The organism is Granulicella mallensis MP5ACTX8 (assembly GCF_000178955.2).
GTDB lineage: Bacteria > Acidobacteriota > Terriglobia > Terriglobales > Acidobacteriaceae > Granulicella > Granulicella mallensis.
Genome location: NC_016631.1, coordinates 5,539,883 through 5,566,532, shown reverse-complemented (window position 1 = coordinate 5,566,532; position 26,650 = coordinate 5,539,883). Strand labels below are relative to the sequence as shown.

20 protein-coding genes are annotated in these 26,650 nt (G+C 60.7%); 14 read left to right on the top strand and 6 right to left on the bottom strand.

Translation table 11 applies throughout. From position 1 onward, the window contains the following. Window positions 1-42: 42 nt before the first annotated feature. Together ACIX8_RS21515 and ACIX8_RS21510 are read left to right on the top strand one after the other, a co-directional pair. On the top strand, window positions 43-1,947 hold the full coding sequence (locus tag ACIX8_RS21515) for an NHL repeat-containing protein (RefSeq protein WP_223295413.1): 1,905 nt from the start codon (window positions 43-45) through the stop codon (window positions 1,945-1,947). Between the two features lie 244 nt (window positions 1,948-2,191). After that, a complete protein-coding gene (locus tag ACIX8_RS21510) occupies window positions 2,192-4,102 on the top strand; it encodes an NHL repeat-containing protein (RefSeq protein ID WP_044177248.1) in 1,911 nt (636 codons plus the stop codon). A gap of 142 nt (window positions 4,103-4,244) precedes the next feature. Here the strand turns inward: ACIX8_RS21510 and ACIX8_RS21505 are convergent, their stop codons facing one another. Next, on the bottom strand, window positions 4,245-6,032 hold the full coding sequence (locus ACIX8_RS21505) for a DUF6600 domain-containing protein (protein ID WP_014267498.1): 1,788 nt from the start codon (window positions 6,030-6,032) through the stop codon (window positions 4,245-4,247). Window positions 6,033-6,193: 161 nt separating this feature from the next. Further along, window positions 6,194-6,802: a thiamine phosphate synthase gene (locus ACIX8_RS21500; RefSeq protein ID WP_014267497.1), complete on the bottom strand. Its 609-nt coding sequence runs from the start codon at window positions 6,800-6,802 to the stop codon at window positions 6,194-6,196. A gap of 99 nt (window positions 6,803-6,901) precedes the next feature. On the opposite strand from ACIX8_RS21500, the gene sthA reads away from it, so the two are divergent. The 3 genes from sthA to ACIX8_RS21485 all read left to right on the top strand — a co-directional run bounded on the left by sthA (window position 6,902) and on the right by ACIX8_RS21485 (window position 9,630). Then, window positions 6,902-8,296 (top strand): Si-specific NAD(P)(+) transhydrogenase, encoded by a 1,395-nt coding sequence (gene sthA / locus ACIX8_RS21495; protein ID WP_014267496.1) that lies wholly within the window; start codon window positions 6,902-6,904, stop codon window positions 8,294-8,296. A 95-nt stretch (window positions 8,297-8,391) separates the two neighbouring features. Beyond that, window positions 8,392-9,345: an ROK family protein gene (locus tag ACIX8_RS21490; protein ID WP_044177246.1), complete on the top strand. Its 954-nt coding sequence runs from the start codon at window positions 8,392-8,394 to the stop codon at window positions 9,343-9,345. A 15-nt stretch (window positions 9,346-9,360) separates the two neighbouring features. Beyond that, complete coding sequence (locus ACIX8_RS21485) at window positions 9,361-9,630, top strand: HigA family addiction module antitoxin (RefSeq protein ID WP_014267494.1); 270 nt, start codon at window positions 9,361-9,363, stop codon at window positions 9,628-9,630. A gap of 144 nt (window positions 9,631-9,774) precedes the next feature. Here ACIX8_RS21485 and mutM read toward each other — a convergent pair whose 3' ends face one another. Then, window positions 9,775-10,662 (bottom strand): bifunctional DNA-formamidopyrimidine glycosylase/DNA-(apurinic or apyrimidinic site) lyase, encoded by an 888-nt coding sequence (gene mutM, locus ACIX8_RS21480; protein WP_014267493.1) that lies wholly within the window; start codon window positions 10,660-10,662, stop codon window positions 9,775-9,777. A gap of 97 nt (window positions 10,663-10,759) precedes the next feature. On the opposite strand from mutM, the gene ACIX8_RS21475 reads away from it, so the two are divergent. From ACIX8_RS21475 to ACIX8_RS21455, 5 genes are all read left to right on the top strand, one after another. Beyond that, entirely contained in the window at window positions 10,760-12,298 is a 1,539-nt protein-coding gene (locus ACIX8_RS21475) for an MATE family efflux transporter (protein ID WP_014267492.1), read from the top strand. A 59-nt stretch (window positions 12,299-12,357) separates the two neighbouring features. Further along, window positions 12,358-12,876 carry a DUF1572 family protein gene (locus ACIX8_RS24910; RefSeq protein WP_190273718.1) on the top strand — a complete coding sequence of 173 codons (519 nt, stop codon included), beginning with the start codon at window positions 12,358-12,360 and terminating at the stop codon, window positions 12,874-12,876. A gap of 401 nt (window positions 12,877-13,277) precedes the next feature. After that, window positions 13,278-14,603, top strand: coding sequence for an adenylosuccinate synthase (locus ACIX8_RS21465; RefSeq protein ID WP_044179326.1), 1,326 nt, complete (start codon window positions 13,278-13,280; stop codon window positions 14,601-14,603). Between the two features lie 96 nt (window positions 14,604-14,699). After that, on the top strand, window positions 14,700-14,987 hold the full coding sequence (locus tag ACIX8_RS21460; RefSeq protein ID WP_014267489.1) for a putative quinol monooxygenase: 288 nt from the start codon (window positions 14,700-14,702) through the stop codon (window positions 14,985-14,987). 157 nt (window positions 14,988-15,144) lie between these two features. After that, window positions 15,145-15,660 carry a nuclear transport factor 2 family protein gene (locus ACIX8_RS21455; protein ID WP_223295412.1) on the top strand — a complete coding sequence of 172 codons (516 nt, stop codon included), beginning with the start codon at window positions 15,145-15,147 and terminating at the stop codon, window positions 15,658-15,660. A 270-nt stretch (window positions 15,661-15,930) separates the two neighbouring features. Here the strand turns inward: ACIX8_RS21455 and ACIX8_RS21450 are convergent, their stop codons facing one another. Next, window positions 15,931-16,287 carry a hypothetical protein gene (locus tag ACIX8_RS21450; protein ID WP_014267487.1) on the bottom strand — a complete coding sequence of 119 codons (357 nt, stop codon included), beginning with the start codon at window positions 16,285-16,287 and terminating at the stop codon, window positions 15,931-15,933. Between the two features lie 88 nt (window positions 16,288-16,375). Then, window positions 16,376-17,014 (bottom strand): HIT family protein, encoded by a 639-nt coding sequence (locus ACIX8_RS21445; RefSeq protein ID WP_014267486.1) that lies wholly within the window; start codon window positions 17,012-17,014, stop codon window positions 16,376-16,378. Window positions 17,015-17,329: 315 nt separating this feature from the next. Between ACIX8_RS21445 and ACIX8_RS21440 the strand changes: the two genes are divergently transcribed. The 4 genes from ACIX8_RS21440 (at window position 17,330) to ACIX8_RS26295 (ending at window position 23,310) form a co-directional block, all read left to right on the top strand. Continuing rightward, complete coding sequence (locus tag ACIX8_RS21440) at window positions 17,330-19,294, top strand: 30S ribosomal protein S1 (protein ID WP_014267485.1); 1,965 nt, start codon at window positions 17,330-17,332, stop codon at window positions 19,292-19,294. Window positions 19,295-19,675: 381 nt separating this feature from the next. Continuing rightward, a complete protein-coding gene (locus tag ACIX8_RS21435; protein WP_014267484.1) occupies window positions 19,676-21,067 on the top strand; it encodes a serine hydrolase domain-containing protein in 1,392 nt (463 codons plus the stop codon). Between the two features lie 483 nt (window positions 21,068-21,550). Continuing rightward, on the top strand, window positions 21,551-21,931 hold the full coding sequence (locus ACIX8_RS21430) for a BlaI/MecI/CopY family transcriptional regulator (protein ID WP_014267483.1): 381 nt from the start codon (window positions 21,551-21,553) through the stop codon (window positions 21,929-21,931). Next, window positions 21,928-23,310: a M56 family metallopeptidase gene (locus tag ACIX8_RS26295; protein ID WP_014267482.1), complete on the top strand. Its 1,383-nt coding sequence runs from the start codon at window positions 21,928-21,930 to the stop codon at window positions 23,308-23,310. Before ACIX8_RS21430 ends, ACIX8_RS26295 begins: the two co-directional genes overlap by 4 nt. A 439-nt stretch (window positions 23,311-23,749) precedes the next feature. Here the strand turns inward: ACIX8_RS26295 and ACIX8_RS21420 are convergent, their stop codons facing one another. Then, window positions 23,750-26,623: a ribonuclease R family protein gene (locus tag ACIX8_RS21420; protein WP_014267481.1), complete on the bottom strand. Its 2,874-nt coding sequence runs from the start codon at window positions 26,621-26,623 to the stop codon at window positions 23,750-23,752. Window positions 26,624-26,650 lie beyond the last annotated feature (27 nt).

The window sequence follows — 26,650 nt, the reverse complement described above, 5'->3', positions numbered from 1 at the left end:
GAATGAAAAGTGAAAAATAGCGCCTCTGTATCGGCATCAGTCATGTTCCCTGCAAGATCCGGTCTCTCCCCCAGGTTGGCTGCTCCGGCCTTGGCGTGCATGGTGCTCTCCTTGAGCGGATGCTCTGCGAACTTCGGCGGTTCCGCTGCCACTTCTACCGCGACCTCGTTCAGTATCAAAGGCATCGCCCACGGAGGGCAGCAGCCGCTCTTTGGCAGCCACGTCCATTTACTGGCGGCTGGAACCAGTGGTTACGCCTCCGCTGCAACGGACGTGCTGACCCTGGGCAGCTTGCCGACCGATTTGTTTGGCCACTACGTTACTACGGACGCCGGTGGCAACTTCAGCCTTGCCGGGGCGGTCAACTGCACGGCAACCGCAGGCAATGATCAGTTGCTTTATCTTTACTCCACGGAGGGCGATCCGCAGCCGGGTGGTGAAGGAACGGATCCCACTCCCGTCCCCAATCCGTCGGCGAGCCTGTTGGCTGTAGTCGGCGCGTGCAGCACTATCGGCAACATTCCGTTCGTCTACATGAACGAAGTGACAACCGTCGCTGCCGCCTACGCTCTCTCGGGCTTTGCTATCGATGGCGCTCATATCGGTGCCCCTAGTGCTGTAGCGGGACACGCTCTGGCGGGAACCGGCATCACCAACGCCTTCAACACCGCGCTCAACATCGTGGGGCAGACGACAGGGCAGCCGTTGGCGACCACCCCGGCGGGCAACGGCACCGTTCCGGTGACCGAGATCAACACGCTGGCGGACATCCTGGCAGGCTGCGTCAACTCAACCGGTCCTGGTTCCAGTGGCTGCGCTACGCTCTTCACGGATACCAATACTTCGGCATCGAGCGATACGGTGGCGGCGGCGATGAATATTGCGCACAATCCGGCAGTCCAGGTCTCCAGCCTGCTGGGCCTGGCAAATAATGGCAGTCCCTTCCAGCCGTTCCTGACTACAGCCAATGACTTCACCCTGACGGTCTCCTACACCGGCGGCGGTCTCAACCAACCCTTTTGTGTCGCGATCGATGGCTCCGGAAATGTCTGGGCAGCCAATCTGGTCAATAGCTTGAGCAAACTCAGTCCTTTGGGGGCGGCGATCTCCGGCTCCGCGGGCTACAGCGGTGCTGGCGTTCTCAATCTCCCGACCAGCATTGCGATCGATAACTCCGGGACTGTCTGGGTCACAAGCAACATTGGCAACGACCTGGCCAAGTTTACGTCTTCGGGGGCGGTCATCTCTGAGATCACTGGCGCAGGTATAGCCGGCCCGACCAGCATTGCAATCGATGGGCTCGGCAATCATTGGACGGCAAACCTTTCTAACAGCACCCTGACCGAGCTCGATTTCTCCGAAACGGTCGGCATCCCGCACGCCGGCAACAATGTCAATCTCCCCGACGGCGTCGCGATCGATGGCTCTAATAACGTGTGGGCCGCAAACATGGGTAGCGGCACCGTGAGCGAGTTCAACTCCGCAGGCATGGCCGTATCCAATTACAGCGGTGGTGGTCTCGTCGATCCGATCGCGATTGCAGTCGATGGCTCCAATGAGGTCTGGGTCGCAAACGGGACCGGCAGCGTGAGCGAGTTCAACTCCTCCGGTGTGGCCCTCTCCGGTAGCGCGGGCTATACCGGTGGAGGCCTCAACGAGCCGGAAGCCATCGCGATCGATGGTGCCGGGAATGTGTGGGTTTCAAACATAGGTAACGACGTTCTGAGCGAGTTCAACCCTTCCGGTGTGGCTCTCTCCGGCTCCACGGGCTATACCGGAGGTCTCAAATCGCCGCAAAGCCTTGCGATCGATGGTGCCGGGAATGTGTGGGTCACAAACACACGTAACAACGCTCTGACCGAGTTCATCGGAGCTGCAGCGCCGGTTGTGACTCCGATGCAGGCGAATCTCACCACTGGCACGAAGCAACCCGCTCAGAAGCCGTAACGGCTGATGAGGGTAGAGCCGCGCCGCGGAACTTCGGCGGCGCGGCGCTCTCAAACACCAGCGGCCTGCCTTGAATTCGGCAATCTCTTTCGCGTACAAGATAGAGCATCAGGGAATCTTTATGTTAGTCGTCGGGGCTCCTGCCCCTTTTGGACTCACTACGGCTCCCTGCATGGATCTTGACGATATTTCACACCCAAGGAATTGAAAAGTGAAAAATAGCGCCTCTGTATCGGCATCAATCATGTTCCCTGCAAGATCGGGTCTCTTTCCCAGGTTGGCTGTTCCGGCCCTGGTTGGCGTGGTGCTGTCCTTGAGCGGATGCTCTGCTAACTTCGGCGGTTCCGCTGACTCTTCTACCGCGACTTCCTTCAGTATCAAAGGCGTCACGCATGGAGGCCAGCAGCCTCTCTTTGGGTCTCATGTCCATCTGCTTGCAGCCGGAACCAGCGGTTACGCTTCGGCTGCGACGGATGTGCTGACCTCGGGCAGCTTGCCGTCCGATTCGTTCGGCCACTATGTGACTACGGACGCTAGCGGGAACTTCAGTCTTGCCGGGACGATCAACTGCACGGCAACCGCAGGCAACGACCAGTTGCTGTATCTGTATTCCACGGAGGGCGACCCGCAACCGGACCCCACCCCAGTCCCCAACACCTCAGTGGGTCTGATGGCTGTGGTCGGTGCGTGCAGCACGATCGCCAACATCCCGTTCGTGTTTATGAACGAGGTCACAACCGTCGCCGCAGCCTATGCCCTGGCGGGTTTTGCGGTCGATCCGACTCATATTGGAGCACCCAGTGCCGTAACAGGACATGCCCTGGCGGGGACCGGCATCACCAATGCCTTCAACACTGCGTTGAACATCGTCGGGCAGACGACAGGTCAGCCGCTGACGACGACCCCAGCGGGGAACGGTACCGTTCCGGTGAGCGAGATCAACACCCTGGCGGATATCCTCGCGTCCTGCATCAACTCCACCGGCGGCAGCGCCTGCACCCCGCTCTTCAGTAATGCTCTGAGTGGCGGCACGACAGGTGCGACGCCCACCGATACGGCCATGGCGGCGATCAATATCGCGCACAATCCGACCGTCCAGATTACCAACCTGCTCGGTCTGGCAAATAACGGAAGCCCTTTCCAGCCCTTCCTTACTTCCACTAACAACTTCACTCTCGGCGTCGCATTCGTAGGCGGCGGTCTACAATTCCCGGGCCCTGTGGCGATCGACGGCGCCGGGAATGTCTGGATTGCAAACGGCAATGCCGCCAGCCTGAGCGAGTTCAGCTCTTTGGGAGCGGTTCTCTCCGGCCCCACGGGCTATACCGGCGGCGGCCTCAGTGGCGATGGCTTTCTGGCGATCGAGACTTCCGGGAATGTCTGGGTCAGCAATCCCTTGAACACGAGCCTGAGCGAGTTCAGCTCCTCCGGGACCGCGATCACCGGTCCCGCAGGCATTAGCGGTGGCGGTATCAACGACCCGCAAGGTATCGCGATCGACGGCTTTGGCAATATCTGGGTTGCGGAGACTGGTGGCAACAGCCTGACCGAGTTCAACCCTTCTACGCGGACGCCCATCTCCCAGATCACCGGTGGCGGTCTCAACGATCCTGAAGCGCTGGCGATCGACGGCTCCGGGAATATTTGGGTCACAAACATCTTTGGCAGCAGCGCAAGCGAGTTCAACGCCTCTGGGCAACCCATCGCCAGTCCTTCGGGCGTCGGCGGTCTCAACGAGCCGGAAGCCGTGGCGATCGATGATTCCGGGAATGCCTGGATCGCAAACTTCGGTAACAGCTTCAGCGAATTTAATTCTTCGGGGGTTGCTCTCTCTGGAGGCTACGGCGGCGGTGGTCTCAACGGACCGGATGACGTGGCGATCGACGGCTCCGGGAATGTCTGGGCCGCAAACCGCCTTGGCGCCACCCTAAGCGAGTTCAACTCCACGGGGACGCCCATCTCTCCTCCGGGCGGCTACACCGGCGGAGGTCTCAACGAGCCCACCCACGTCGCAATCGATGGCTCGGGGAATGTCTGGACTGGAAACGGAGCTGGCAACAGCCTGACCGAGTTGATCGGGGCCGCAACCCCGGTTGTTACCCCACTTGCCGCGAACCTCAGCACTGGCACGAAGCAGCCCGCTCAGAAGCCGTAACGGCCGATGATTTCAGAGCCCCGCGCCGTCGAGGCGTCGGCGGCGCGGGGCTCTGAAATCGAATTTAGGGCGTTTCCACGCCCTTCGGCCGAGATGATACTTCTGGGGCCTTCCTGTTCCAATACCGTTTAGATATCAGGCCCTAATGCTTGCCTCCACTCGGCGCAGGCGCAGGGTGAACGACCGGCTGAGGCATGGGATGGGGCGGAGGAGGCGCGAAGTGCGGCGCCTGCTGCTGCGGTAACCCGACTGGCCGATTCTCGCGAACATTCTCCATCTGCCGAGGACTCAGAGGACGTCCCGGCTCGGTGGTTTCCATAGCCTGCCGCTGCTGCTCGAAGCTCGGGCTGGGCGGCGGAGGAACTGCGCGATTGACCAGCGGGCGGGCCGCAGGCACGGCATGCAGTTCGGAGTTGTTCGAAGGTGCAGCAGGCTGCCTGCCTCCCGTTGTATACAACTCACTCGCCGAAGATGCAGCCGGAGAGGAGGTCGGTTGACTCTGCGGAGCGCGCGTTTCGAGCGCAGGCCGCGCAATCTGACGTGGCACTGCACGCGCAGGAGTTGAAGCTACGATCTCCCGTGTCGGCGTGACCTGCGGATGAGACAGCAGCGGAGCCGACGCCAGTTGCGGTGGCAGCGTCCGTAGTGCGTTGCGGGCTACCGGTTGACCGCTCGCAAAGGACTGCTGAGGCATGGCCACCGTCGCAATCTGCCGATTGACGTAGACATGATTGGCGGCAGCGGGCTGTCCAGTGCCGTGTGGATTGAAGAAGGTCGTCCCCCCATTGCCGGCAAGGTTTTCGTTGACGCGATTCTGATACCGCACGCTGGCGTGATACCACGGCTCATAGTGCTCGTGCGGCCCCAGGGGGAACCACGCGGTAACACCCGCGCCGCCCACGAACATCACCAGGGCAGGAGCATAGACAGGACGTCTCACCCGCGGCCCCGGCGTCCATCCCCAGCGATTGCCGAAGCGTGCCCAGCGGCCATAGTGAAAGGGAGCGAATCCCCAGGGCTCAGCCTCGACCCAGGTCCATCCCCAGGGCGCGATCCAGGCCCAGCGCCCGTTGCGATAGGGCTGCCAATCCACGGCGACTCCGGTCGGATACCACACAGGTCCGCCGTCGGCAGCGGAGTTGTCCCAGTCTCCGTAGCCGTTGAGGTCTTCCGCCCCGATGGTGTTCGGATCGACATAGGCCTCTTCGCTGGAGGCAGCGTCCTGGTAGCTGTCGTCGCGTTCGGCGGAGAAGCTGTCGAGGTCATCCGGCTGCGTGCGCTCTACCTCTTGCGGGGTCACCGGGTTAGCTCCGGTAAGCTGCAACGACTCGCCCGGCTGCAGTGTCTGCCGGAAGCCCTGGGCTTCGACCTGGGCCTGTCCGGTGAGCAGGGTGAAGACGGCGGTGTCGGTATCGGGGTTGACGTCGACCCGCACATCGCCTGCCCCGAGTACCGTTACAGCGGCGTTGGGGGTGTCGAGTTCGAGCGTCGTTCCCTGGTCGAGCGTAAAGGTGCGCAGATGCACGCTGCCCTGTGCCAGCCCGAACTGCTCGAGCTGATCGGTCATGGCGGTGACGGTGAGATCGGTCTGCGAGCCCAGCCGGACGGAAACCTGTCCGGTTTCGAGTTCGGCATCGGCGCCGTTGTCGGTATAGAGGCGGTCCCCGGTCGTCAGCGGATAGTTGAGGCCGGCGGGGGTGAAGTCGGTAACGCTCGCTGGTTGCAGCGAGACATTTCCGTTGAGCACGCTAATCCGAGCCACGACCGACGGTGGATCGGGCTGCGCGGCATCGACCGTGTCCTGGGGAAGGGGCGCAATCTGTGCCTCCTGCGCCTGAACGGTCATCGGGGCCAGAAAAAGTGCAAAGGCGAGTGGCCATACCCGGCGACTTTTAGGGAGGGGTAGCGAAAAGCGCTGGGTCGACGGCATGACTTTCTCCTTTGTGCTCGCTGGCACAATGCTCAAAAGTGTAAACCCGCTTTCTGGAGAAAGATTTGTGCTTATTGTCATGTCTTTGTCGTGGTTTGTATCGCAGTGGCTTACGTAATGGACGGTTTCATCACGATTTGGTTTTTAGTCGTTGCCGAACTTCAACCAAACAGCCGAATCCCCGCGATTCCCGCCGCTCCAGCCTCAACACAAGCCCCGGCATTCTCAGGGGTCACTCCCCCCAGCGCAAGCACTGGGATGTTCCTGGCCACTGCACACGCCTGCCGCAAACTATCGATTCCACGGCCTTCCGTCACGACAACCTTACCGACACGCTTCTCGAACACCGGTCCGAACAGGATCAGGCTGGCACCCAGGGCACAAGCCTGCTCGACCTCAACAAGGCTGTGGCACGACATACTGACGATCGCCGCGCGCGCATAAATCTGTCGCACCTGTGAGGGTGTCAGGCCCTCGTGCTGTCCCGTCAGATGAACGCCGTCAGCCCTTGCGGCGATGGCCACATCCACGCGGCTGTTGATCAGCAGTTTTGTGTGACCGCCCTCTTCGCGGAAGATCGCCACCATCGCCTCCGCCAACGCCAGAAGTTCTCCGGCTTCGATCGTCTTCTCGCGAAGTTGCACGAAATCAATCTCTTGGCTGGCCCATCGCCGTGCATCGGCGATCAACTCGTCATGCCGGGTCACGGCATCTTCGAAACGCGAACCGTCGGTAATGGCGTAGCGGAGCACTTCGCACAGTGTATTCACAAAGTCTCCTCGCACGAAGGCATATGATAGACACCGGTGGCAAAGGTTTGCCCGCAGTTCAGCGCTTAACAATAATTTTTGGAGATATTCAAGACGCCTATGGGCACTGTTTACGACCTCATCGTCATCGGCTCCGGCCCTGCAGGGCAGCGTGCCGCCATTTACGGCGCCAAATTGGGCAAAAGGATCGCCCTCGTCGAGATGCGCGAGGTGGTCGGCGGCGCTTGCATCAACACCGGCACCATTCCCTCGAAGACGATGCGCGAGGCGGTTCTTCATCTCTCCGGGTACAACTACAAGTCGATCTACGGCATGAACTACCGGGTGAAGGAGCGCATCACGATGGCCGATCTGGCCTTCCGGGTGCAGCACGTCATCAAGACCGAGATCGATGTGACCGAAGCGCAGCTCTCGCGCAACAACATCGAGATGCTGGTCGGCGTCGCCAGCTTTGAAGACGCCACGCACGTCAAGGTCACCAATACCAAGGGCTCGACGATCTACGAGGCGAAGAACATCCTGATCGCCACCGGGACCAAGCCCGCCACCTCCGCGAAGGTCCCCATCAACGGGACGACCATCATCAACTCCGACCTGGTGCTCAACCTTACGACCCTACCCAAGACGATGATTATCGTTGGCGGCGGCGTGATCGGCGTCGAGTACTGTTGCATGTTTGCCGCACTCGGCGTTCGGGTCACGCTGATTGAGCGCCGCCCCCGGCTACTGGAGTTTGCCGACCAGGAGATCATCGAAGCCCTCAGCTACCACCTTCGCGATGCCCGCGTGACCATGCGGCTCAACGAAGAGGTGGAGTCGGTAGAAGAGATGGCCGACGGCACCGTGGTCGCCAACCTCGAGTCGAAGAAGAAGGTCCAGGCCGATGCGCTGCTGTACGCTGTCGGTCGACAGGGCAACGTCGACGAACTGAACCTGGCGATGGTGGGCGTGGACTCCGACTCTCGCGGCCGCATCCCGGTCGACAAGGACTTCCGCACCAAGCAGCCGACGGTCTTCGCGGTGGGCGACGTGATCGGTTTCCCCTCGCTGGCGTCTGTAAGCATGGAGCAGGGCCGTATCGCCGCTGCCCGCGCCTTCGGCGACGAGAGCATCGTCTCCAACCCAAGCTTTTACCCCTACGGCATCTACACCATCCCCGAGATCAGCTTCATCGGCAAGACCGAGGAGCAACTCACCGAGGAAGACGTGCCGTACGAGGTGGGCGTCGCGTACTACCGTGAGATCGCCCGCGGCCAGATCCGGGGAGATACGACCGGACGCCTGAAGATCATCTTCCATCGCGAAAGCCACGCACTGCTTGGCGTTCACATCATAGGGGAGGGAGCCAGCGAACTGCTGCACATCGGGCAGGCCGTGATGGCTCTTGGAGGCAAACTCGACTACTTTGTCGAGACTGTCTTCAACTACCCGACGCTGGCCGAGTGCTACAAGGTAGCGGCCTTTAACGGTCTCAATCGTGTCGCCAACGTCTGACGCGTTTGACGGACGAGCCTTCGTCCAGCTAATGTCTCAGAACTTAAGGGTTTGATGGTGGGACGTGAACTCCCCTCAGCGAAAGGCAGCAAACGATGGCGAAATCCCAGGATGATTCATTGCAGACCGTAGGCGTCATCCTTTCCGAACGCGTTTATGCAGGTCTGATCGTGGGCCACAAGCTTACCGGTGAGCTGATGAGCTATCCGGCGGGCGATGCTTCAGCTGTCTCCGCCGATTCTGAGGATGAGGGCACCCTGATAGAGTTGCCCACGGAGTCCATCGTCAAGGCGATCTGCCGTGTGGTCTCCGAGGTGGCGAAGGGGAACGAGAAGTCGATCTCGGCGGTCGGAATCGCCCTGCCCGGACTGATTCGCAACGGCGTCGTCGAAGAGGCTCCCAATCTTCCGCAGCTCAAGGGCGCGCGTATTCAGGAGCTGGTTTCGACCGGGCTGGCTGCGTACGGTATCTCGGCATCGGTCTCTGTTCTGAACGACGCGGACGCCATGGCTGCGGGCCTGGCCTCGCAGCATGACAAGCTCGACCACTTTATCCGCGTCTGGACGCTGGGCACAGGCATCGGCTACGGCCGCTACCCGTTTGCCGAGGGCGTCTGGGAGGGCGGGCACTCGGTGGTGACGCTCGACGAGAAGGAAAATTACTGCGGCTGCGGGGGCCGTGGGCACATGGAAGGCATCATGGGCCACCGGTCGATGCGGCTCAGGTTCCTGGACATGGAACCTGAAGAGGTCTTCGAGGCCGCCAATCGCCGCGTAAATCCCGACCCACGCTGCGTTGAGTTCAAGCACCTGTGGCACAAGGCCCTGGCCGCGGCGACCGCCAGTTCGATCCATATGGCTGGCTCGGGCAAGTTCTTCATCACGGGCTATAACGTGCGGTTCCTGGACCTGAAGATGTTGAAAGACTATTTGCACCAGATGGTGAAGATGAGCCCGATCCAGGGGTATTCCATCGAGGTTGTCGATGACGAGCAGCTTAGCCGGGTGATTGGTGCGGCGGTGGCGGCGGAGCAGGCTCACGGGCGGTAGGCCCTATAACTTGTAATGCTACTGACAAAGAAAAAGCCGGTATCTGCAGGGACCTTGCTTGTCGAGGAGTTTCTTGAGCCTCTGGGCCTCACCCAGACCGAACTGGTTGAGCTCTCTGGTCTGCCGCGCAGGCAGGTGAATGAACTCTGCCGCGATTGCCGAGCCATTACCGCCGATACAGCACTCATTCTGGCGAAGGTTTTTGGCAATGCTCCGGATTTCTGGTTGAATACACAGCTGCGTGCAGACCTGTGGGCGGTCATGAACACACCTCAACAAGGTTGAATATATCCACGAGCTTGCCCTTAGCTCTATAGCGTGCCATTGCGCGAAGCGCGTTCCGTGATGCTGAAGCATCGGGGAACGTGCTCCGCACTATTGGGTGAGACATCCTAAAGATAAGATCATCATCTTTAAACTGGTTCTCACTTACCGCTGGCACGTCGGGCAATACACCGTTGTTCGCCCACCGACGACAATCTTCTTAAGCCCCGCCCCGCAATCTTTGCAATCCTCGCCCGCACGGCTGTAGACCTTGTGCTCGAGCTGAAAGAACCCGCGCACCCCATCCGCGTCTACGTAATCCGACACCGACGATCCGCCCAGCTTGATGGCATGCGCCAGTACCTGCTGCAAAGCCTCATGCAGACGTCCGAGCTCTGCCCGCGTCAGCTTGCCGGCCTGTTTCCGTGGCCGGATGCCTGCGCGAAACAGGCTCTCATCCGCATAGATATTCCCCACCCCATGCAGGATCGACTGGTTCAGGAGCGCGGCTTTGATCGCCAGCTTGCGCCCCTTGAACAGCCCGGCAAACTCCTCTTCGCTAACGGTCGTAGGTTCGACACCCGGCCCGGTGTAACCCTCTTCTGTAGTCACCACCGAGAGCCGCCCGAACCGCCGCGGATCGACAAACCGCACCTCGCGGCCATCGGCGAGCGCAAGCACTGCATGGGTATGCGGCGGCAGCGGAACCTCCGCCTGCGACACCAGCAGCCGTCCGGTCATCCCAAGATGAACTAGAAACTGCGCCGTATCCTTCGTGCCCGCGTCTTTGTCTTTGTCCTTGCTTTTCTTGTTGTCATTCCCGGAGGGAATCTGCTTTCCGGCAGCGCCACCACGCACCAGGTCCATCACAATCGTCTTGCCGACCCGCCGTACTTTCTCAATCTTTGTTCCAGTCAGCGTCTCGACGATCTCCGTCTCTGGCGACTTGAACGTCTGGGGCTTCCCACTCGTCCACACACTTACGATTCGCTGTCCACGGACGCGGGCATCGACCCCATTGGCAACGGTTTCGACCTCAGGTAACTCCGGCATAGCTATCAGAGTAAAGGGGCTGGGCCCGTCCGCGATAGACTAACCCCAAAGCCGGATAGATAGACCCCTGCCGGAAGTGACGGAGACCTCAGCCTCGATGGGCCCATTTCAGCGAATCCTCAAAAACCTGGGTGCCATGTTCGCGGGCAAGATCATCTCCATCATTCAACAGGTGGTGATCCCGCCGATCTTCATCTACCGCTACAGCACTGCCGGATTCGGCGAATGGCTCGCTCTCTCCGGAGCGGTCTCCGCGCTCGGGATGCTCAACTTCGGCGTCCAGACCTACATGAACCAGGACCTTGCCGTCCGCTTCCAGCGCGGCGAGACCCAGGGCTACCATATTCGCCAGTCGACCGCGCTGCGGCTGCTCATCGGCGTCGTCTTCACGGCTGCCGTCCTGCTGCTCGCTTTCTTCGCGATTCCGTTCGACACGCTCCTCAAGCTCCACATCTCACGCTCCGCCGCACAGTGGGCGCTCTACCTCCTCGCCCTGCAGGTGCTGTTCATGATCCTCTTCGGATACCTGAGCGGCATCTTCATGGGAGTGGCCATGGCCCACCGGGGAGCCCACTGGAACAACGCGCAGGCCCTGGCCAGTTCGTTGGGATTGCTGGTCGGCGTTGTGCTCCACGCGCCGTTTCCGGTGTTGGCAGGGATCCAGCTCTCCTGCCTCCTCATCTGTTCCGTGGGCGTCCTCATCGACCTTCGCCGCACCGCGCCTGAGCTCTTTCCCAGCCTCCGCTTCTGGGACGGCCCCGCGGTCAAGGACATCCTCAAGGGCAGCGGCTACTTCGGCCTCATCGAGATGAGCACGTTCCTCACCTACTCGGCTCCGCTGCTCCTGCTGCAGCGCATGGCCGGCCCGGTGGCCGTGGCGGGCTTCGGCCTGATGCGAATCATCTTCTCCATGTGCCGGCAGGTGCTGGCGATGTTTACGCAGTCCATGGGGCCAGAGATTACCAACCTCTTCGGCCGCCGCGACTGGCCCGCTCTCACGCGTCTCTATGACTACTCCGAGCGGCTGATCTTCTTCCTCATCTCGCTGGTGAATCTCAGCGTCCTGATGCTTTCGCCGGTCATTATTACGCTCTGGGTGCATAAGAAGGCCATTGCGGGAGCGCCGCACCATAACGTCAGCGAACTCTTCGCGGTCTACCCTTATGTGCTGTCTTCGGCGCTTTCCATCGTGATCAGCCTCAAGGAGCACAAGTTCCAGTTCCAGTTCTCCACGAACACCCACGTTGAACTGGCCAAGGTGATGTTCTTCAGCTATCTCGGGATGGTGGTCGTCTCCGTCGGGACCATCTACTATGGCGGAGTCACCGGCTTCCTCTGGACGTGGCTCGCGGTCGAGACCCTGCAGACGGTGCGCCTCATCCGGCTGAACGAAAAGCTCTTTGCCCACATCGAGAAGATCGACACCGTCTACATCACCCGGCTGCTAATGATTTGCATCGCCTGCCTCTTCGCGGCGTTTGCCGCTTTGACCCGGACTTCGACCCTTCCGCTGGTGACTCAAACCCTGATCGCGGTCCTATCGGCTGTGTTGATCGGGGGGCTCGGTTGGCAGGTCTTCCATGTCCGGGAGGTCTTCTCCAGCATGATGGGACGCCTGACGAAGCGTTTTGCCTGAGGTCTCTCCTCGGAGACTCTTTAGCTTTGCTGGAGGGAGCCAGGAATAGGATGGAGAACATGCCAAACAACGCTGTAGCCGAAAACTTTCTCGCCTTTGCGGTCAAGCGTCTGCGCCTTTCGGTACAGGATATCGATCGCTGTCTCGACAGGCTGACTCCAGCGCAGATTTGGCAGCGTGGCGGGGACTACGAAAACTCCATCGCCAACCTGTTGCTGCATCTCGAAGGCAATACGCGTCAGTGGATCCTGCACGGAATCGACGGCCAGCCCGATGTGCGGCAGCGGGACGACGAGTTCGCCCTGCAGCCCACCGCTGCGGTCCGAGAGGTCCGTGCCCGATTCTCGGCGACGCTCGAAGAGGCCTGCACGGTCATCGCTGCGCTCTCCGGTGGCTCTCCAGAGCGGCTGCTTACGGTCATCGATCCGCAACCCAACAGCATGTGGCGTAATCCGACCATCCTGGAGGCGATCTCTCTGGTCGCCGGGCATATTCAGCTGCATACCGGCCAGATCATCCTGCTGACTAAGCAGCTTGTGGCCGATGACCTCGATCTCTCCATGCCGCGCAAACGGTAGAGGGAGTGGGGGGCGATTGGGCATGTGCTCACTTGCTAATGCGATGAGTTGGTAATGGCCGAGGAATAGGAACTTGCAGATAGCGCGAAGCGCAAATCGTGACGCTTTAGCGTCACGGGCGGAGGGAGCCGTAGCCTTTAGGCTACGGAATCAAGGTTCGGAAGGATTTGGCCTTTAGGCCCGGGCCTTCTTTCGCTGCGAACAAAAAGGCCCGGGGCTAAAGCCCAATTCTTGCCTGATCCGTATTCCGTAGCCTAAAGGCTACGGCTCCCTCCGTCTCTGACGCTGAAGCGTCAGGGAGCGCGCTGCGCGCGGTGGCGAACAGTATAAAATGACTCATGGGCGCGAGTGGAAACCCGCACGCGCACTCCCACCAGCAGTACATCCGGAGCAACCACCCCGTGAGTCAATCCCAGAACAAGAGCCAGCGTCCGTCCGCCGTCATCCTTGGAGCCCAATGGGGCGATGAAGGTAAGGGCAAGATCGTCGATGTTCTCAGCGAAAAGTTCGACATCGTCGCCCGTTATGCCGGAGGCCACAACGCCGGTCACACCGTCATCATCCACGGCAAGAAGTTTGTCCTGCAGCTCATCCCGTGCGGCGTACTGCGTCCCGGCTGCAAGGGCGTCATCGGCAACGGCGTCGTGCTCGACCCGCAGGCCTTCCTCAACGAGGTCAAGAAGCTTCGCGAGGCCGGTCTCCCTGTCGACGAGCAGCTCTTCGTCTCGAACCGCGCCCAGGTCATCCTGCCGTACCACCGCATGATCGAGCTGGCGGCGGAGACCGCTCCCGGCCGCCAGACCATCGGCACCACGCGCCGCGGCATCGGTCCGGCGTATGAAGACAAGATCCACCGCAACGGGCTTCGGGTCATCGACCTGCTGAACAACTCGCTGCTGCGCACGCACATCAACAACGCCTGCCACGAGAAGAACACCATCGCTCATGCACTCTTCGGCACCGAGCCGCTCGACCCCCGGCAGATGTACGAGGAGTACGCCCGCCTCGCCGAGCAGATTGCTCCGTTCGTCACCGATACCGCCTACCTGCTCAACAACGCCATCGACCAGGGCCAGAACGTGATGTTTGAGGGCGCGCAGGGTGCGCTGCTCGACATCGACCACGGGACCTATCCGTTCGTTACCAGCTCCTCCTCGACCGCCGGCGGAGCCGTTACCGGCACCGGCGTCGGCCCGACGAAGATCGGCACGGTCATCGGCGTCACCAAGGCCTACGTCACGCGCGTCGGCGAAGGGCCGTTCCCGACCGAGATCTCGGACGCCTCCGGCGAACTGCTTCGCGCTCGCGGACAGGAGTACGGAGCCGTAACGGGCCGTCCGCGCCGCTGCGGCTGGCTGGATATCCCGTTGCTGCGCTACTCCAACATGATCAACGCGACCGAGTGGCTCGTCGTCACCAAGATGGACGTCATGGACGAGTGCCCGGAGATTCCGGTCTGCACCAGCTACAAGATCGACGGCAAGGTCACGGACATCATCCCGGCCGACATCCGGGGCTTCGAGAAGATCGAGCCCATCTACACCACGCTGAAGGGCTGGATGGCTCCGACCGAGGGCATCACCGAGTACGACAAGCTGCCGAAGCTGGCACAGGAGTACCTGGAGTTCGTCTCGCGCGAGAGCGGAGCGAAGATCGGCATGATCTCCACCGGCCCCGACCGTGTACAGACCATGACACAGCCCGGCTTCGACGAAGCGCTCGGCTAAACAGACCACCAGTAGAGGGTAGGCAGCGCCGCAAAGCTCTCCGTCTACCCTCTACCGGCTTTACCCATGATTTTTACGTTGTACCCATAGGCCCTTATGATCAGCTTTATTGTCCGTCTGCGTTTCTCTCCGGAAGACCACGATTCCATCGAGAACATCCTGCGCGAGCTCACGCGCGAGTCGCGTCTCGAGCCCGGCTGCGTCACCTATGTTCCTCATTTTGTGGATGGAGACGCCAATACCGTCGTCATCTACGAGCAGTATCGCGACGAAGCCGCGGTCGAGCATCATCGCGCGACGCCGCACTTCGCCCAGTTCGCTATCGGGGGTCTTTACCAGAAGATGCTCGAGCGCGAGGTCGAGAACCTGACCTTTATTGCCTAATCTCCCGGGACAGTGTTCATGCAATTCAGACAAGACGAACCCATTCTTGTTGCCCCGGCCTTGCATCCAACCTCCCATGAGGCCTTCGCATATCGCTGCCTTTGACTCGCGCCCGACTTCCGGTCTACTATCCGGTACGTCCATGCGTCGTTGCGTCGTGCATACAAGATCTGTCGCCCTCGTCCTTCTCCTTGCAACGGCGGTGCCCCTGCGGCTGGCTGCTGCGCCCCAACACAAGCGCGAAACCCGCGAACAGGTGGTCGCCCTGGAGCAGCAGTGGCGTCAGGCTGAGCTGGGCAACGATGTTCCGGCGATGGATAAGCTGCTCTCCGACGACTACCTGGGCATCACCGGAACCGGCGAGGTCCTGACCAAGGCCCAGCAGCTCGATCACATGCGATTACGTCAGATCGTCATCACCTCGCTCGATCTCTCCGATATCAAGGTCAAGGTGATTGGCCACATCGCCATCGTCAACTCTCTGGCGAAGCTCGAAGGGTCGGTCGACGGCCATTCCATGGACGGCAGCTATCGTTACACGCGCGTCTACCAACACCTGCCCGGCGGGATGTGGAAGATTACGAGTTTTGAGGCTACGCGCATTCTTGGGGGGAAGAAGGCTCAGGAGATACCCGCAGCAACGGATAAGGCTGAGTCGCCCGGTTCGAAGTAGCGTTCACCAAGGTCTTGTCTTCAACCTTGAATCCAACCCCAAATTTGTCATCTCGACCGAAGGCGGCGTTTTTTGCCGCCGCAGTGGAGAGACCTGCAGGTTGCCTGTGCGTGCAATATTGCCTCCATGGGCGAGCCTGCAGGTCTCTCCACTCCGCATGACATAAAGCCGTCATGCTCCGGTCGAGATGACAATCTCTTGGGGATCTTTGGCGCAAGCAAAAGGGCCCGAAGGCCCTTTGTTTTGAATTCATCCCAATCGCTTACGCGGCTACGCGACCTGGGACTGGCTGGCAACCGGGAGTACACTCTGAACGGGTTTTGCAGTCAAAGCTCTCCGGGGCATGATGTTCAACCCGGTAAGCCGACGGCTCAGGGAGCGTGTTCCCCCCGTAATCTGTGCGTCTTCGGGTTCATCCAGGAAGCTGATCACTTCCATGGTTCCGGTGTTTAGGCGTGTGTTGATCTCCGTAATGCGGGCCTGGGTTCCGAGAGCTCCGTCCTGAGGCTGGGACATCTCCGAGGTCCTGGCCCAGGGGGTCCCGCCGTGCCCATTCCGCCGAAACGCAGAAGCGAAGCGGCTCCAGGGAATCTCAACGTTTTTCAGGCTGGAAATCGTCCGTCTCATCGCAATGACCTCACAGGAGAAGTAGCACCTGTTGGTGAGATGGCTGTTACAGAAAGAGAGTTGCACAAAAAGATTCCGCTTCTTCGAATCACTCCGCAGGTTCGGCCAGGAGTGCTAGGCGCAATCGCTGATAGCTCTCCGTGAGCATCTCCGGAAGGATGCGAGTCTCTCCGAGCACACTCATGAAGTTGTTGTCTCCTGACCAACGAGGGACCGCGTGAAGATGCAGATGCTCAGCCACACCTGCGCCCGCCGACTCGCCCAGGTTCAGACCCAGATTCAATCCATCGGGCCGATAGACCTTGCGCAGAACCCGCTCCGCCCGCCGTGCCAGCGTCATCAGCTCGGCGGCTGTCTCCGCCGGCAGCGCGGCGAGGCTGGCCTCGTGCTGGTAGGGAAGCACCATGAGATGTCCGGCGTTGTAGGGAAAGGCGTTGAGCACCAGGAAGCAGGTCCGGCCGCGCTCCAGGATATAGACGGCGGCATCGGCTTCGTCCTGTGCCATGCCATGGGCCACGGCGTACTCTGTTGCCGCGAGCATATTGCAGAAGACGCAATGGGTCTCGCCCGGCCACGCCGACAGGGCAGCCGGAACGCCGCGTTTCGATGTCCCTTTGTCCTGGCCGGTAACGTAAGAGTAGCGCCACGGCGTCCATAGCCTGTCCATCCCGAAAGTATAGGGGACAGCGTTGTGGGTCGATTTGCCCGTTTCCTTCCGAAAGAACACGGGGGCTGAAACTCTTTGTTACTTTTTGCTCGTCCATTCATCGAAGTTTTATGCAATCGGACGGCAAAACCAACGTAGTCTTGTCCGATCATCGTTGTGATTCATTGACCCTTACTTGTACCACTGCTACACTTCTAATTGAGCTACTGTGTGCGGGAACCAGTCACGGCGGCTTCTGAAAGATGCTTTACCTCACTCCATCCGACATCATCGACTAGGAATACGTCCACAGCAGACGGCGACTTGCCGCCCCTGTAGCCTTTCCAGCCGAAGCCGGCCAAGTGAATCACTGGATCCCGGAGCACACGCATTCCCATGTCCGACCACAATCCTTCGAACCCCGAGAGTACAGCCCTGAACACCACATTGGAACCCACCGCGCCCGAAACGTCGGCCGAGCAGTTGACGGCCCCCACCGACCACACCTCCAACCCTGAAGTCCAGCCTCACGAGACTGCCGCAGCCAGTGCACAAAGCGAGCAGACCGTGTCTGAGGCTACGGCCATCGCTGCTGTCTCCGCTGAAGCAGACGAGCCCGAGTACGACGCTGAAGACTTTGCCCGTGCGCTCGAGAGCTTCGACCGCGAACAGGCAGCCGAGAAAGACGCCGCTCAATCCCTGACCGCCGAGGAAGCCGTTGTTACCGGCACCGTCGTCAAGATCACGGATAAGCATGTTGTCGTCGATATCGGGCTCAAGTCCGAGGGTCTCATTCCTCTGGAGCAGGTTCTGGATCACGCCGGAACGCCGAAGTTCAATATCGGCGATCAGGTTGAGGTCGTTGTCGAGCGCGAAGAGCAGGAAGGCGGCTATCTCGTCAGCTACGAGAAGGCCCTCCGTCACAAGGTCTGGGACAAGCTCGAAGAAGCCGCGAACACCAAGACGCCCGTCAAGGGCATGGTGCTCTCGCGCGTCAAGGGCGGTTTGACTGTCGATATCGGCATCAAGGCGTTCCTGCCCGGTTCGCAGGTTGAGGTTCGCCCCGTGCGCAATCTCGACGGCTATATCGGCACCGAGATCGAAGTTCGCGTCATCAAGCTCAACAAGAAGCGCGGCAACGTCGTCATCTCCCGCAAGGAGCTGCTCGAGGAAGATCAGAACGCCAAGAAGGCTGTCACCCTTTCGACTCTCGAAGAGGGCTCGGTCTTCACCGGCGTCGTCAAGAACCTGACCGACTACGGCGCATTCGTCGACATGGGCGGCCTCGACGGCCTGCTCCACATCACCGACATGAGCTGGGGCCGTCTGACCCACCCCCGCGACCTCGTCAACGTTGGCGACGAGATCCAGGTCAAGGTCCTCAAGTTCGACAAGGAAAAGCAGCGCGTCTCGCTGGGCTTCAAGCAGTTGACGCCTGACCCATGGCTTGACGCGACCGAGCGCTACCCGATCGGTGCGCAGGTTCGTGGCCGCGTTCTCTCGGTCACCGACTACGGCGCATTCGTCGAGCTGGAGCAGGGCATCGAAGGCCTGGTCCACGTCAGCGAAATGACCTGGTCCAAGCGGATGAAGCACCCCTCGAAGATGGTCAAGCCCGGCGACATCGTGGACACCATCATCCTGAGTGTGAATCCGAACGATCGCCGCATCTCGCTCGGCATGAAGCAGCTTCAGGATAATCCGTGGGAAGCTCTCGAGGACAAGTACCCGATCGGTGCTGTCATCGAAGGCCGCGTCCGCAACCTGACCGACTTCGGCGCCTTCATCGAGATCGAAGACGGCATCGACGGCCTTGTCCACGTCTCGAACCTGAGCTGGACCAAGCGCATCAAGCATCCCTCTGAAGTTCTGAAGAAGGGTGAGAAGGTCAAGGCGATCGTTCTGGGCGTTGAGCCCGAGAACCGCCGCCTGTCGCTCGGCGTCAAGCAGCTTCAGCCTGATGTCTGGGATACCTTCTTCGCGCAGCACCGTGTTGGCGACGTCATCAAGGGCAAGACTCTGCGTACCGCGCAGTTTGGAGCCTTTGTCGAGATCGCCGAAGGAGTCGAGGGCCTGTGCCACGTCTCCGAAGCGGTGGACGAGACCGGCAAGCAGATCACCCTGGAAGTCGGCGACGAGCACGAGTTCAAGATCGTCAAGATGAACCAGGAAGAGAAGAAGGTCGGACTGTCGATCAAGGCCGTTGGCGAAGAAGCCAGCCGCGCCGAGGTCGAGAGCTACAAGGAATCGAACAAGGGCAAGGGAAACCACGGCCAGAGCAGCAGCTCGAGCTCGTCGTCCTCCACCACCCTCGGCGACCTCCTCAAGTGGAAGCAGTCCGAGAACGAAGACAACAACTAGCTCATATCATCGAGCCACGAGAAAGGCCGCCCATTTGGGCGGCCTTTCTCGTGGCTCGATGCTTTTCTGACTTATCTCAGAAGCGTCATTCTGAGCGGAGTAGCTCGCGTACTTTGCGAGCTACGCAGTCGAAGAACCCCGAAGCTCTATACGTTGCCATAATCTTCTGCACCTTTTCCACCTCGAACTCCCGTGCGACAGCGCTTCGGTTGGAACGGCCGTACGGTAGGGGCAAGACGAACTTCTTCGGGGTCCTTCGACTGCGTGTCTCGCAAAAGCGCGAGACACTTCGCTCAGGATGACGATTTTTGGGTTAGATCAAGTGAGAGGCATTGCTCCTTCTTCCCCCGCCTCCACAGGCCTGCTATCCTCCATCCAGCCATGCGCACTCTTCTCGCCGCTGCTCTGCTAGCAGCCACCGCCGCCCACGCCCAGCTCCCCGCCGAAACCGAAGCCAAGATCGCCGCCGCCGCCGAAAAGACCCTCCATGACACGGGTGTTCCCTCTGTCTCGATCGGCATCGTGCAGCACGGCAAGATCGTCTACACCCACGCCTTCGGCCTGGCGCAGCTTCAGCCGGCGACACCTGCCACCGCGACGATGGCCTACCCCATCGGCTCGATCAGCAAGCAGTTCACCGCGACGGCGATCCTGCTCCTCCAGCAGGAGGGCAAGCTCTCCATCGACGATCCCGTTGGCAAATACTTCCCCGAGCTCACGCGCGCCAACGACGTCAAGCTGCGCAACCTGATGACCATGACCTCCGGCTACGAGGACTTCGCCCCGCAGGACTACATCATCCCCGCCTGGCGCAAGCCGATAGCGCCGATCGATAACGTGCACGAGTGGGCGGAGAAGCCGCTCGACTTCGAGCCTGGCACACAGTGGCAGTACTCCAACACGAACTACGTTCTGCTCGGCCTGGTCGTCGAGAAGGTCAGCGGAGAGCCCCTGGGCAAATTTATCCGGGAGCGCGTGCTCGACCCGCTGCACCTCCAGGGAGTCTTCAACACCTATACGCAGCGCGAGAAGCTGCAGGTCCTAGGCTACGTCTCCTACGCAATGGCCACGCCCCGCGTGCAGCCTCTGGAGGCTCCCGGCTGGTACTTTGGCGACGGCGATCTGGCCATGCCCGCGGCCACTCTGCTGGCGTGGGATCTCGGCATCATGAACAAGTCGCTGCTCTCTCCCGCAAGCTACGCCGAGTTCGAGACCGCCTACAAGCTCCAGAGCGGTGCAAGCTCCGGCTATGGGCTGGGCACGTTCGTTCATGAGAAGAACGGCCATCGCGAGCTGGAGCATAGCGGCGAGGTCGGCGGGTATGTCGCCGAGAACGTCGTCTATCCCGACGACGGACTGGCCATCGTCGCTCTTACGAACGAAGTCGCCTCGAGTGCTGCCAGCGAGGTCGTCAACGCCATCACCCCGCTGCTGCTGCCCGCCGCCGCGCCAGTGGAGGAAGCCTCCGCCGATCCTTTTGTAGCGCAGTTGAAGACCATCCTGACCGGCCTGCAGCATAGCCAGATCGACCGCTCACTCTTTACGTCCGACACCAACGACTACTTCAACCAGGATGCGCTGAGCGACTTCCAGTCGACGCTCAGCCCGCTCGGCACGATCACGGACATTACGCGTACCCGTACCGCCCTTCGCGGCGGTATGACCTTCGGCCTGTACCGCGTGGCTTTTTCCGGGGGCACGACCCTGTTGGTCGATGTGTACCTGAAGCCGGACGGCAAGATCGAGCAGCTGCTGGTGGTGGGCAAAGCTTGATTTATCGACTTACCTTGAAGGAGTGTCGTCCCAGTACGAGCCTTGGCATCTAGGGAATCGCACTTGGATGAGACCGGCACCGAACTAAGCCCCGAAGGGGCGACGCTATCACAGCCCAGGGTGAAACCCTGGGTTAGGGTGCCCAACGAGAGACGAGCCCTGTAAGGGCGATCCATCTTGGTTGGCCCTGATAGCTCGCCCTTTCAGGGCTATACCTTTTCCTCGTTCTATAACCCAGGGTTTCACCCTGGGCTGTGATGGTGCCGCCCCTTCGGGGCTTAGATTCACCCTGTGAAAGATCCCTGCTCCCTCCGTTTTCGCAACGCTGAAGCGTCACGGAATGCACTTCGTGCAAATTGATTGATGTTCCCAATAAACGGGGCCGTTCGTATGATTGCCGCTTCCATTACCCACAACTCCTAAGAACTTAGTTGACAAGTCCAGAAGGTGCGGCGTAATGTCCTAACTCAATAGGAGGTGGCCGTGGGAGAACAAGAGAAAAACGCATTAACCAAGCTCGAACTGCAGATCATGCAGGTGATCTGGAAGCGCGGGCCCAGCAACGTAAGCGCAGTCCAGGAGGGCCTGGAGCAGGAGTTGGCCTATACGACGGTGCAGACGATGCTGAACATCCTGCAGCGAAAGGGCAAGCTGAAGCGTGAGCTGCGAGGACGAGCCTTTGAGTACAGCGCGACCGTCACCGAAGCCAAGGCCCTGGGCCATGCCGTAAAAGACCTGGTGGATCGGATGTTCGGCGGATCGAGCGAAGACCTCGTAATGAGCCTGATCAAGAGCCGGCAGATCGACGCGAAAAAGATCGCGGAGTTGAGCAAGCGGTTGGAGGAGAAGGGCGGTGACGTATGAGAGCCTTCGAGACCTGGTTGCTGGCCTATCTGCTGAACTCGCTGTGGCAGATTCCTCTTGTCTTCCTCGTGGCCTGGGTCACGGCGCGAGCCGTCCGGCGCAACGGCCCCCGGATGGAACATCGTATCTGGGCAGTAGCGCTGGCTCTCGAAGCTCTTCTACCGGCGTGTTCCGTGCAGCCTGCTCAACTGCTGCGCGAGGTATGGCAATTCCTGCCCGGAATCTGGGGAACGGACACGGCGAAGGCCGGGGTAAGGGTTACGGTGGCGTTTGGCGAGGGTGCTGAACACGGAGCCCTCAGGCTGCCGGTAGCCATGCTGGCGGGAGTTGCGCTGGTGTATGCCGGCAGCGTGGTCTACTTCGCCGGGCGATTGCTCTGGGGCTGGTGGCGGACGGACGCGATCCACGACCTGTCAGAGCCTCTGGTTCTGACAGGAGAGGAGGCCGAGAGTTGGGAGCGCTCCTGCCGCGTCTTCAGAGTCAAGAATGCGGAGATCAGGGTGTCCCGAGATATTGCCGGACCCATGACGATGGGTATCTTCCGCCGAGCAATTCTGCTGCCGGTCGACTTGCAGGGGCATCTGTTGGACGAGGACTTCGACGCCGTAATCGCGCACGAGTTCGCGCACATGCACCGGCGGGACTTCGCGAAGAACCTGCTGTACGAGGCGCTGGCCTTGCCGGTGGCCTACCATCCGCTGCTGTGGCTGACGCGCACACGGATGGTGGGGAGTCGAGAGATGGTATGCGACGCTATGGCCGCGGAGACTGTCGCGGGAAGAGAGAACTATGCACGATCGCTGCTGCGGTTGGCCTCCCTGCTGGTGCACGGGACGCCGGCCAGGACCCTTCACGCCATCGGAATCTTCGATGCCAACATCTTTGAGAGGAGAGTTATGAACTTGACTGAGAAGTATGTGGAACTGAGGGGCGTGCGTCGGCTGGCAACGGTGGTGGCGTGTGTGGTGTTGGGACTTGGAACCTGTGCGTCCGCGCTGGCTCTGCGGATGAATGTATCGGCACCGGTGACACAGAGTGAAACGCCCTCGGCCTCCGGTAAGACCGTTCGGGTCTCTGGCAACGTGATGGCAGGCAACATCTTGACCAAGGTGCAGCCGGTCTATCCGCAAGAGGCAAAGGACGCAGGAATTCAGGGCACGGTTGTGCTACGCGCGGTCATCGGAAAGGATGGTGAGTTCCGGGCGCTACAGATCGTTTCCGGGCCGGAGGAACTCAAGAAAGCAGCGTGGGCTGCTGTCAAGCAGTGGACGTATAAACCCTATCTCCTCAATGGTGAACCGACCGAAGTGGAAACAAACATTATGGTGAACTTCATATTGAATGGATCAAACGCTGAATCGGCGCCGCAAAAACTGTAGGTCATTGTCACCGTTAGTACGATGAGTCGTTCATTTAATTAATGCGAAGGGTGTGATACCCCGCCGCTTGCGGCGGGGTTCTTCATTGGCGAAGAAGTATGGGGTGTTGAGCGCGGCGCGAAGCGCAAACCGCGACGCTTTAGCGTCAGGGAGACGGAGGGAGCCGTGGCTTTTAGGCTACGGAATCAAGGGCAGGTAAGAATTGGGCTTTAGCCCCGGGCCTTTTGTTCGCCGCCGAAAGAAGGCCCGGGCCTAAAGGCCAATTCTCGTTAGGCCTCCAATTCCGTAGCCTAAAGGCTACGGCTCCCTCCGTCTCCCTGACGCTAAAGCGTCAGGGAACGCACTTTGCGCTGTGTTCAGCGGGGCATCCGTCTTCACCGTAATGAAGAACTCCGCCGCGAGTGTTGGGTATCAGACCCTTCTGGCCGAATCATCCAACCTACCGCCGTCCCTTGTTCTTCTTGTTCCGTGCTCGTGTCTTCGTCTTCCCACTACGCTTTGGAGACAGGGGCCTCTCCGCCTTCGGTTCAGCCTTTGTACGCGTACGCAGCGAAGTAGCTTTCGGCTCCGTGCCGGGCAGCAAGGCGAACTGCAGCCTCCGTTGCTGGCGATCAATGCGGTCGAGAATCACCTCTACCTTTTGCCCAATACCAAACACATGCCCGGTGCGTGCCCCGACGATGGTGCGGTCGGTGTCGCGGAAGCTGTAGAAGTCGCCGACGAGCGAGGCCAGCGGCACCAGCCCTTCGATGAACATGTCGTCGAGCTCGACGAAGAACCCATACTTCGTCGCGGACAGGATCACCGCATGGAAGTCTTCGCCGACCTTGTCGGCCATGAACTTCATCTTCTTCCACTCGATGAGTTCGCGTTCGGCGTCAGCCGCACGGCGCTCGGCCTGCGAGCTCTCAGAGGCGATGTCGTTCAGCTCCTCTGCTGCAATCGGGCCTTCGGCGCTTGTTTTTCTTTCTGTCATTCCCGTAGGGAATCTGCTTTTCGCTCCCCGCGAACGATCGAACTCACCCTGCCACGGCTGCAGATCGGTCGATAGAATCGCACCACCGCGCTCATCCGCGCCGCGCCGCAGCATCGCGCGCACCAATCGATGCACGATCAAATCCGGATATCTCCGAATCGGCGAGGTGAAGTGCGTATACGAAGGCGACGCCAGCGCAAAGTGGCCTTCATTCTTCTCGGCGTAGCGAGCCTGCTTCAGCGAACGCAGCATCAGGTACGCGAGGATGCGCTCGGTCGGCGTGCCGGAGATGCGCCGCACCAGCTTCTGATACATCTGTGGCGTCACCGGAATGCTGTCTGGAATCTCGTGCTGCTGCGGCGGGCGTGAGTCGCGGCCGCGCGCACTCTTGCGCTGCGCATCGCGGCGATCGGTCTTCATCGTGAGCTTGCGCACCGGCAGGTTTCCCAATCCCAGCGAGTGCCCAAAGCCCGACGCCGTCTCTTCAAATTCGACGATGCGCTTCGGGTCGGGCATCTCGTGGATGCGATAGATCGACGGAATCCCCTGCCGCTCCAGCCAAGTCGCGACGCACTCGTTGGCCGAGAGCATGAACTCTTCGATCAGCCGGTGCGACCATCCGCGCTCCGAGCGTACGATGGCCTTCATGTTGCCGTCGGGATCGAACTCGACGACCGGCTCCGGCAGGTCGAAGTCGATCGAGCCACGTCGTACGCGCTTCGCATTCAGCCGGAGAGCGAGCTCCAGCATCGCGTCGAACGCCGCCGGAAGCTCCGGTTGCTCGGCGGCAATGCGCTCTCGCTCGGCGATATCTTCGGCGCTGGCGGCAGCGGTAATCTGTTTGTCCTGGTTCCAGGTCTTCGCATTCGGCGAAGCGTTGAGGCAGTTCTGAACGCTCGTGTAGGTCATGCGTCGCACGCTGCGAATCACACCCTCCGCCACGCGATAGCCGGCGATCTCGCCGCGCGGATCGATCTCCATTACGCAGCTCAGGACGAGGCGGTCTTCGTTCGGCAGCAGGCTGCACATGCCGCTCGAGAGCGCATGCGGCAGCATCGGCACGGCGCGGTCGGGGAAGTAGACGCTGGTCCCGCGCAGCCGGGCTTCGGTGTCGAGCGCGGAGCCGGGCCGCACATACCAACTCACATCGGCGATGTGGACCTGAAGCTCGGTGTTGCCGTTCGTGAGTTCGCGCACCAGCACGGCATCGTCGAAGTCGCGCGCAGTCTCGCCATCGATGGTGACGATGGGCAGGCCGCGAAAATCTTCACGTAGATCGAGGTCTTCAGCGGGCAGGGAAGCGACGGTCTCCTGCGCCTGCTCAGTGGCTTCAGCGAGCACCGCCGCTGGAAACGCATGCGGCAGATGGTGCTTGCGAATGATGATCTCGACATCGACGCCGAAGGCATCGGGAGGGCCTAGCACCTCGATCAAGCGCCCGCGCGCGGGCCTGCCGGCAGAGGGGAAACTCGTAATCTCGACATCGACCGCCAAACCTTCGAGCGGCCACTGCGAATCAATATCGTTTTTGCTGTCACCTTTGTTTTTCTTGTTGTCATTCCCGAAGGGAATCTGCTTCTCGCCCCCACTCCACTCCAGGGCCTGCTTCCGCGCTTCATCGCCAAGCATCCGGTGCGGCGAGTCGACCGTCGAAGCCACAACCTCCGCGCCTTCAGGAATCGCAATCATTCCGCTAATGCGCTCGTCGAGCGGCGTCACGTAGTTCTCGCTCATGCCCGCGTCGCTGAAGTCGTGATCGCGGCCACCACGCCGCCCCTGGGGCCGCGCATAGTGAAAAATTCCGACCACAGTCGGATTACGCCGCGTCAGCACCCGTGCAATCCGGCCCGAGCGCCGCCCGTCGCGTCCCGGAGGAGCTTCGTCCACGAGCACCAGGTCGCCCTGCATGGCGCCGTTGATCTCGTTCGGCGGGATGAAGATATCTTCGAGCTTCTGGGCGCTTGCCGAACCGGCTTCAGGCCGCACGAATCCAAAGCCATCGCGATGCAGATCGAGCCGCCCGCTCAACAGGCGGTCCCGTCCCGAACGCGCGGCAGCCTCCATCCCATCCCACTTCGGGCGTCCCGTGTCTCGACTCTGGGGTGTGGAGGTGATCGTGCTCTCCGGCTTGGGGATGGCCCACAGGCCCTCGCGCAGCGCTACCAGTTCGCCGCGTGCCACCATGGCGGTCAACTGCTCTACCAGCAGGCGGCGTTCGTGTCCGCCGCCGAGTCCAAGCTCGCGGATGAGTTGTTTGTAGCCGGCTTTGCCGCCGGGTGAGCGGGTGATCCTGGCGAGTAGATCGCGGTCACTGCGGGGATGAGGAGTACGGGACATCGTCTTCCATGAGCATACGCGGAGCCG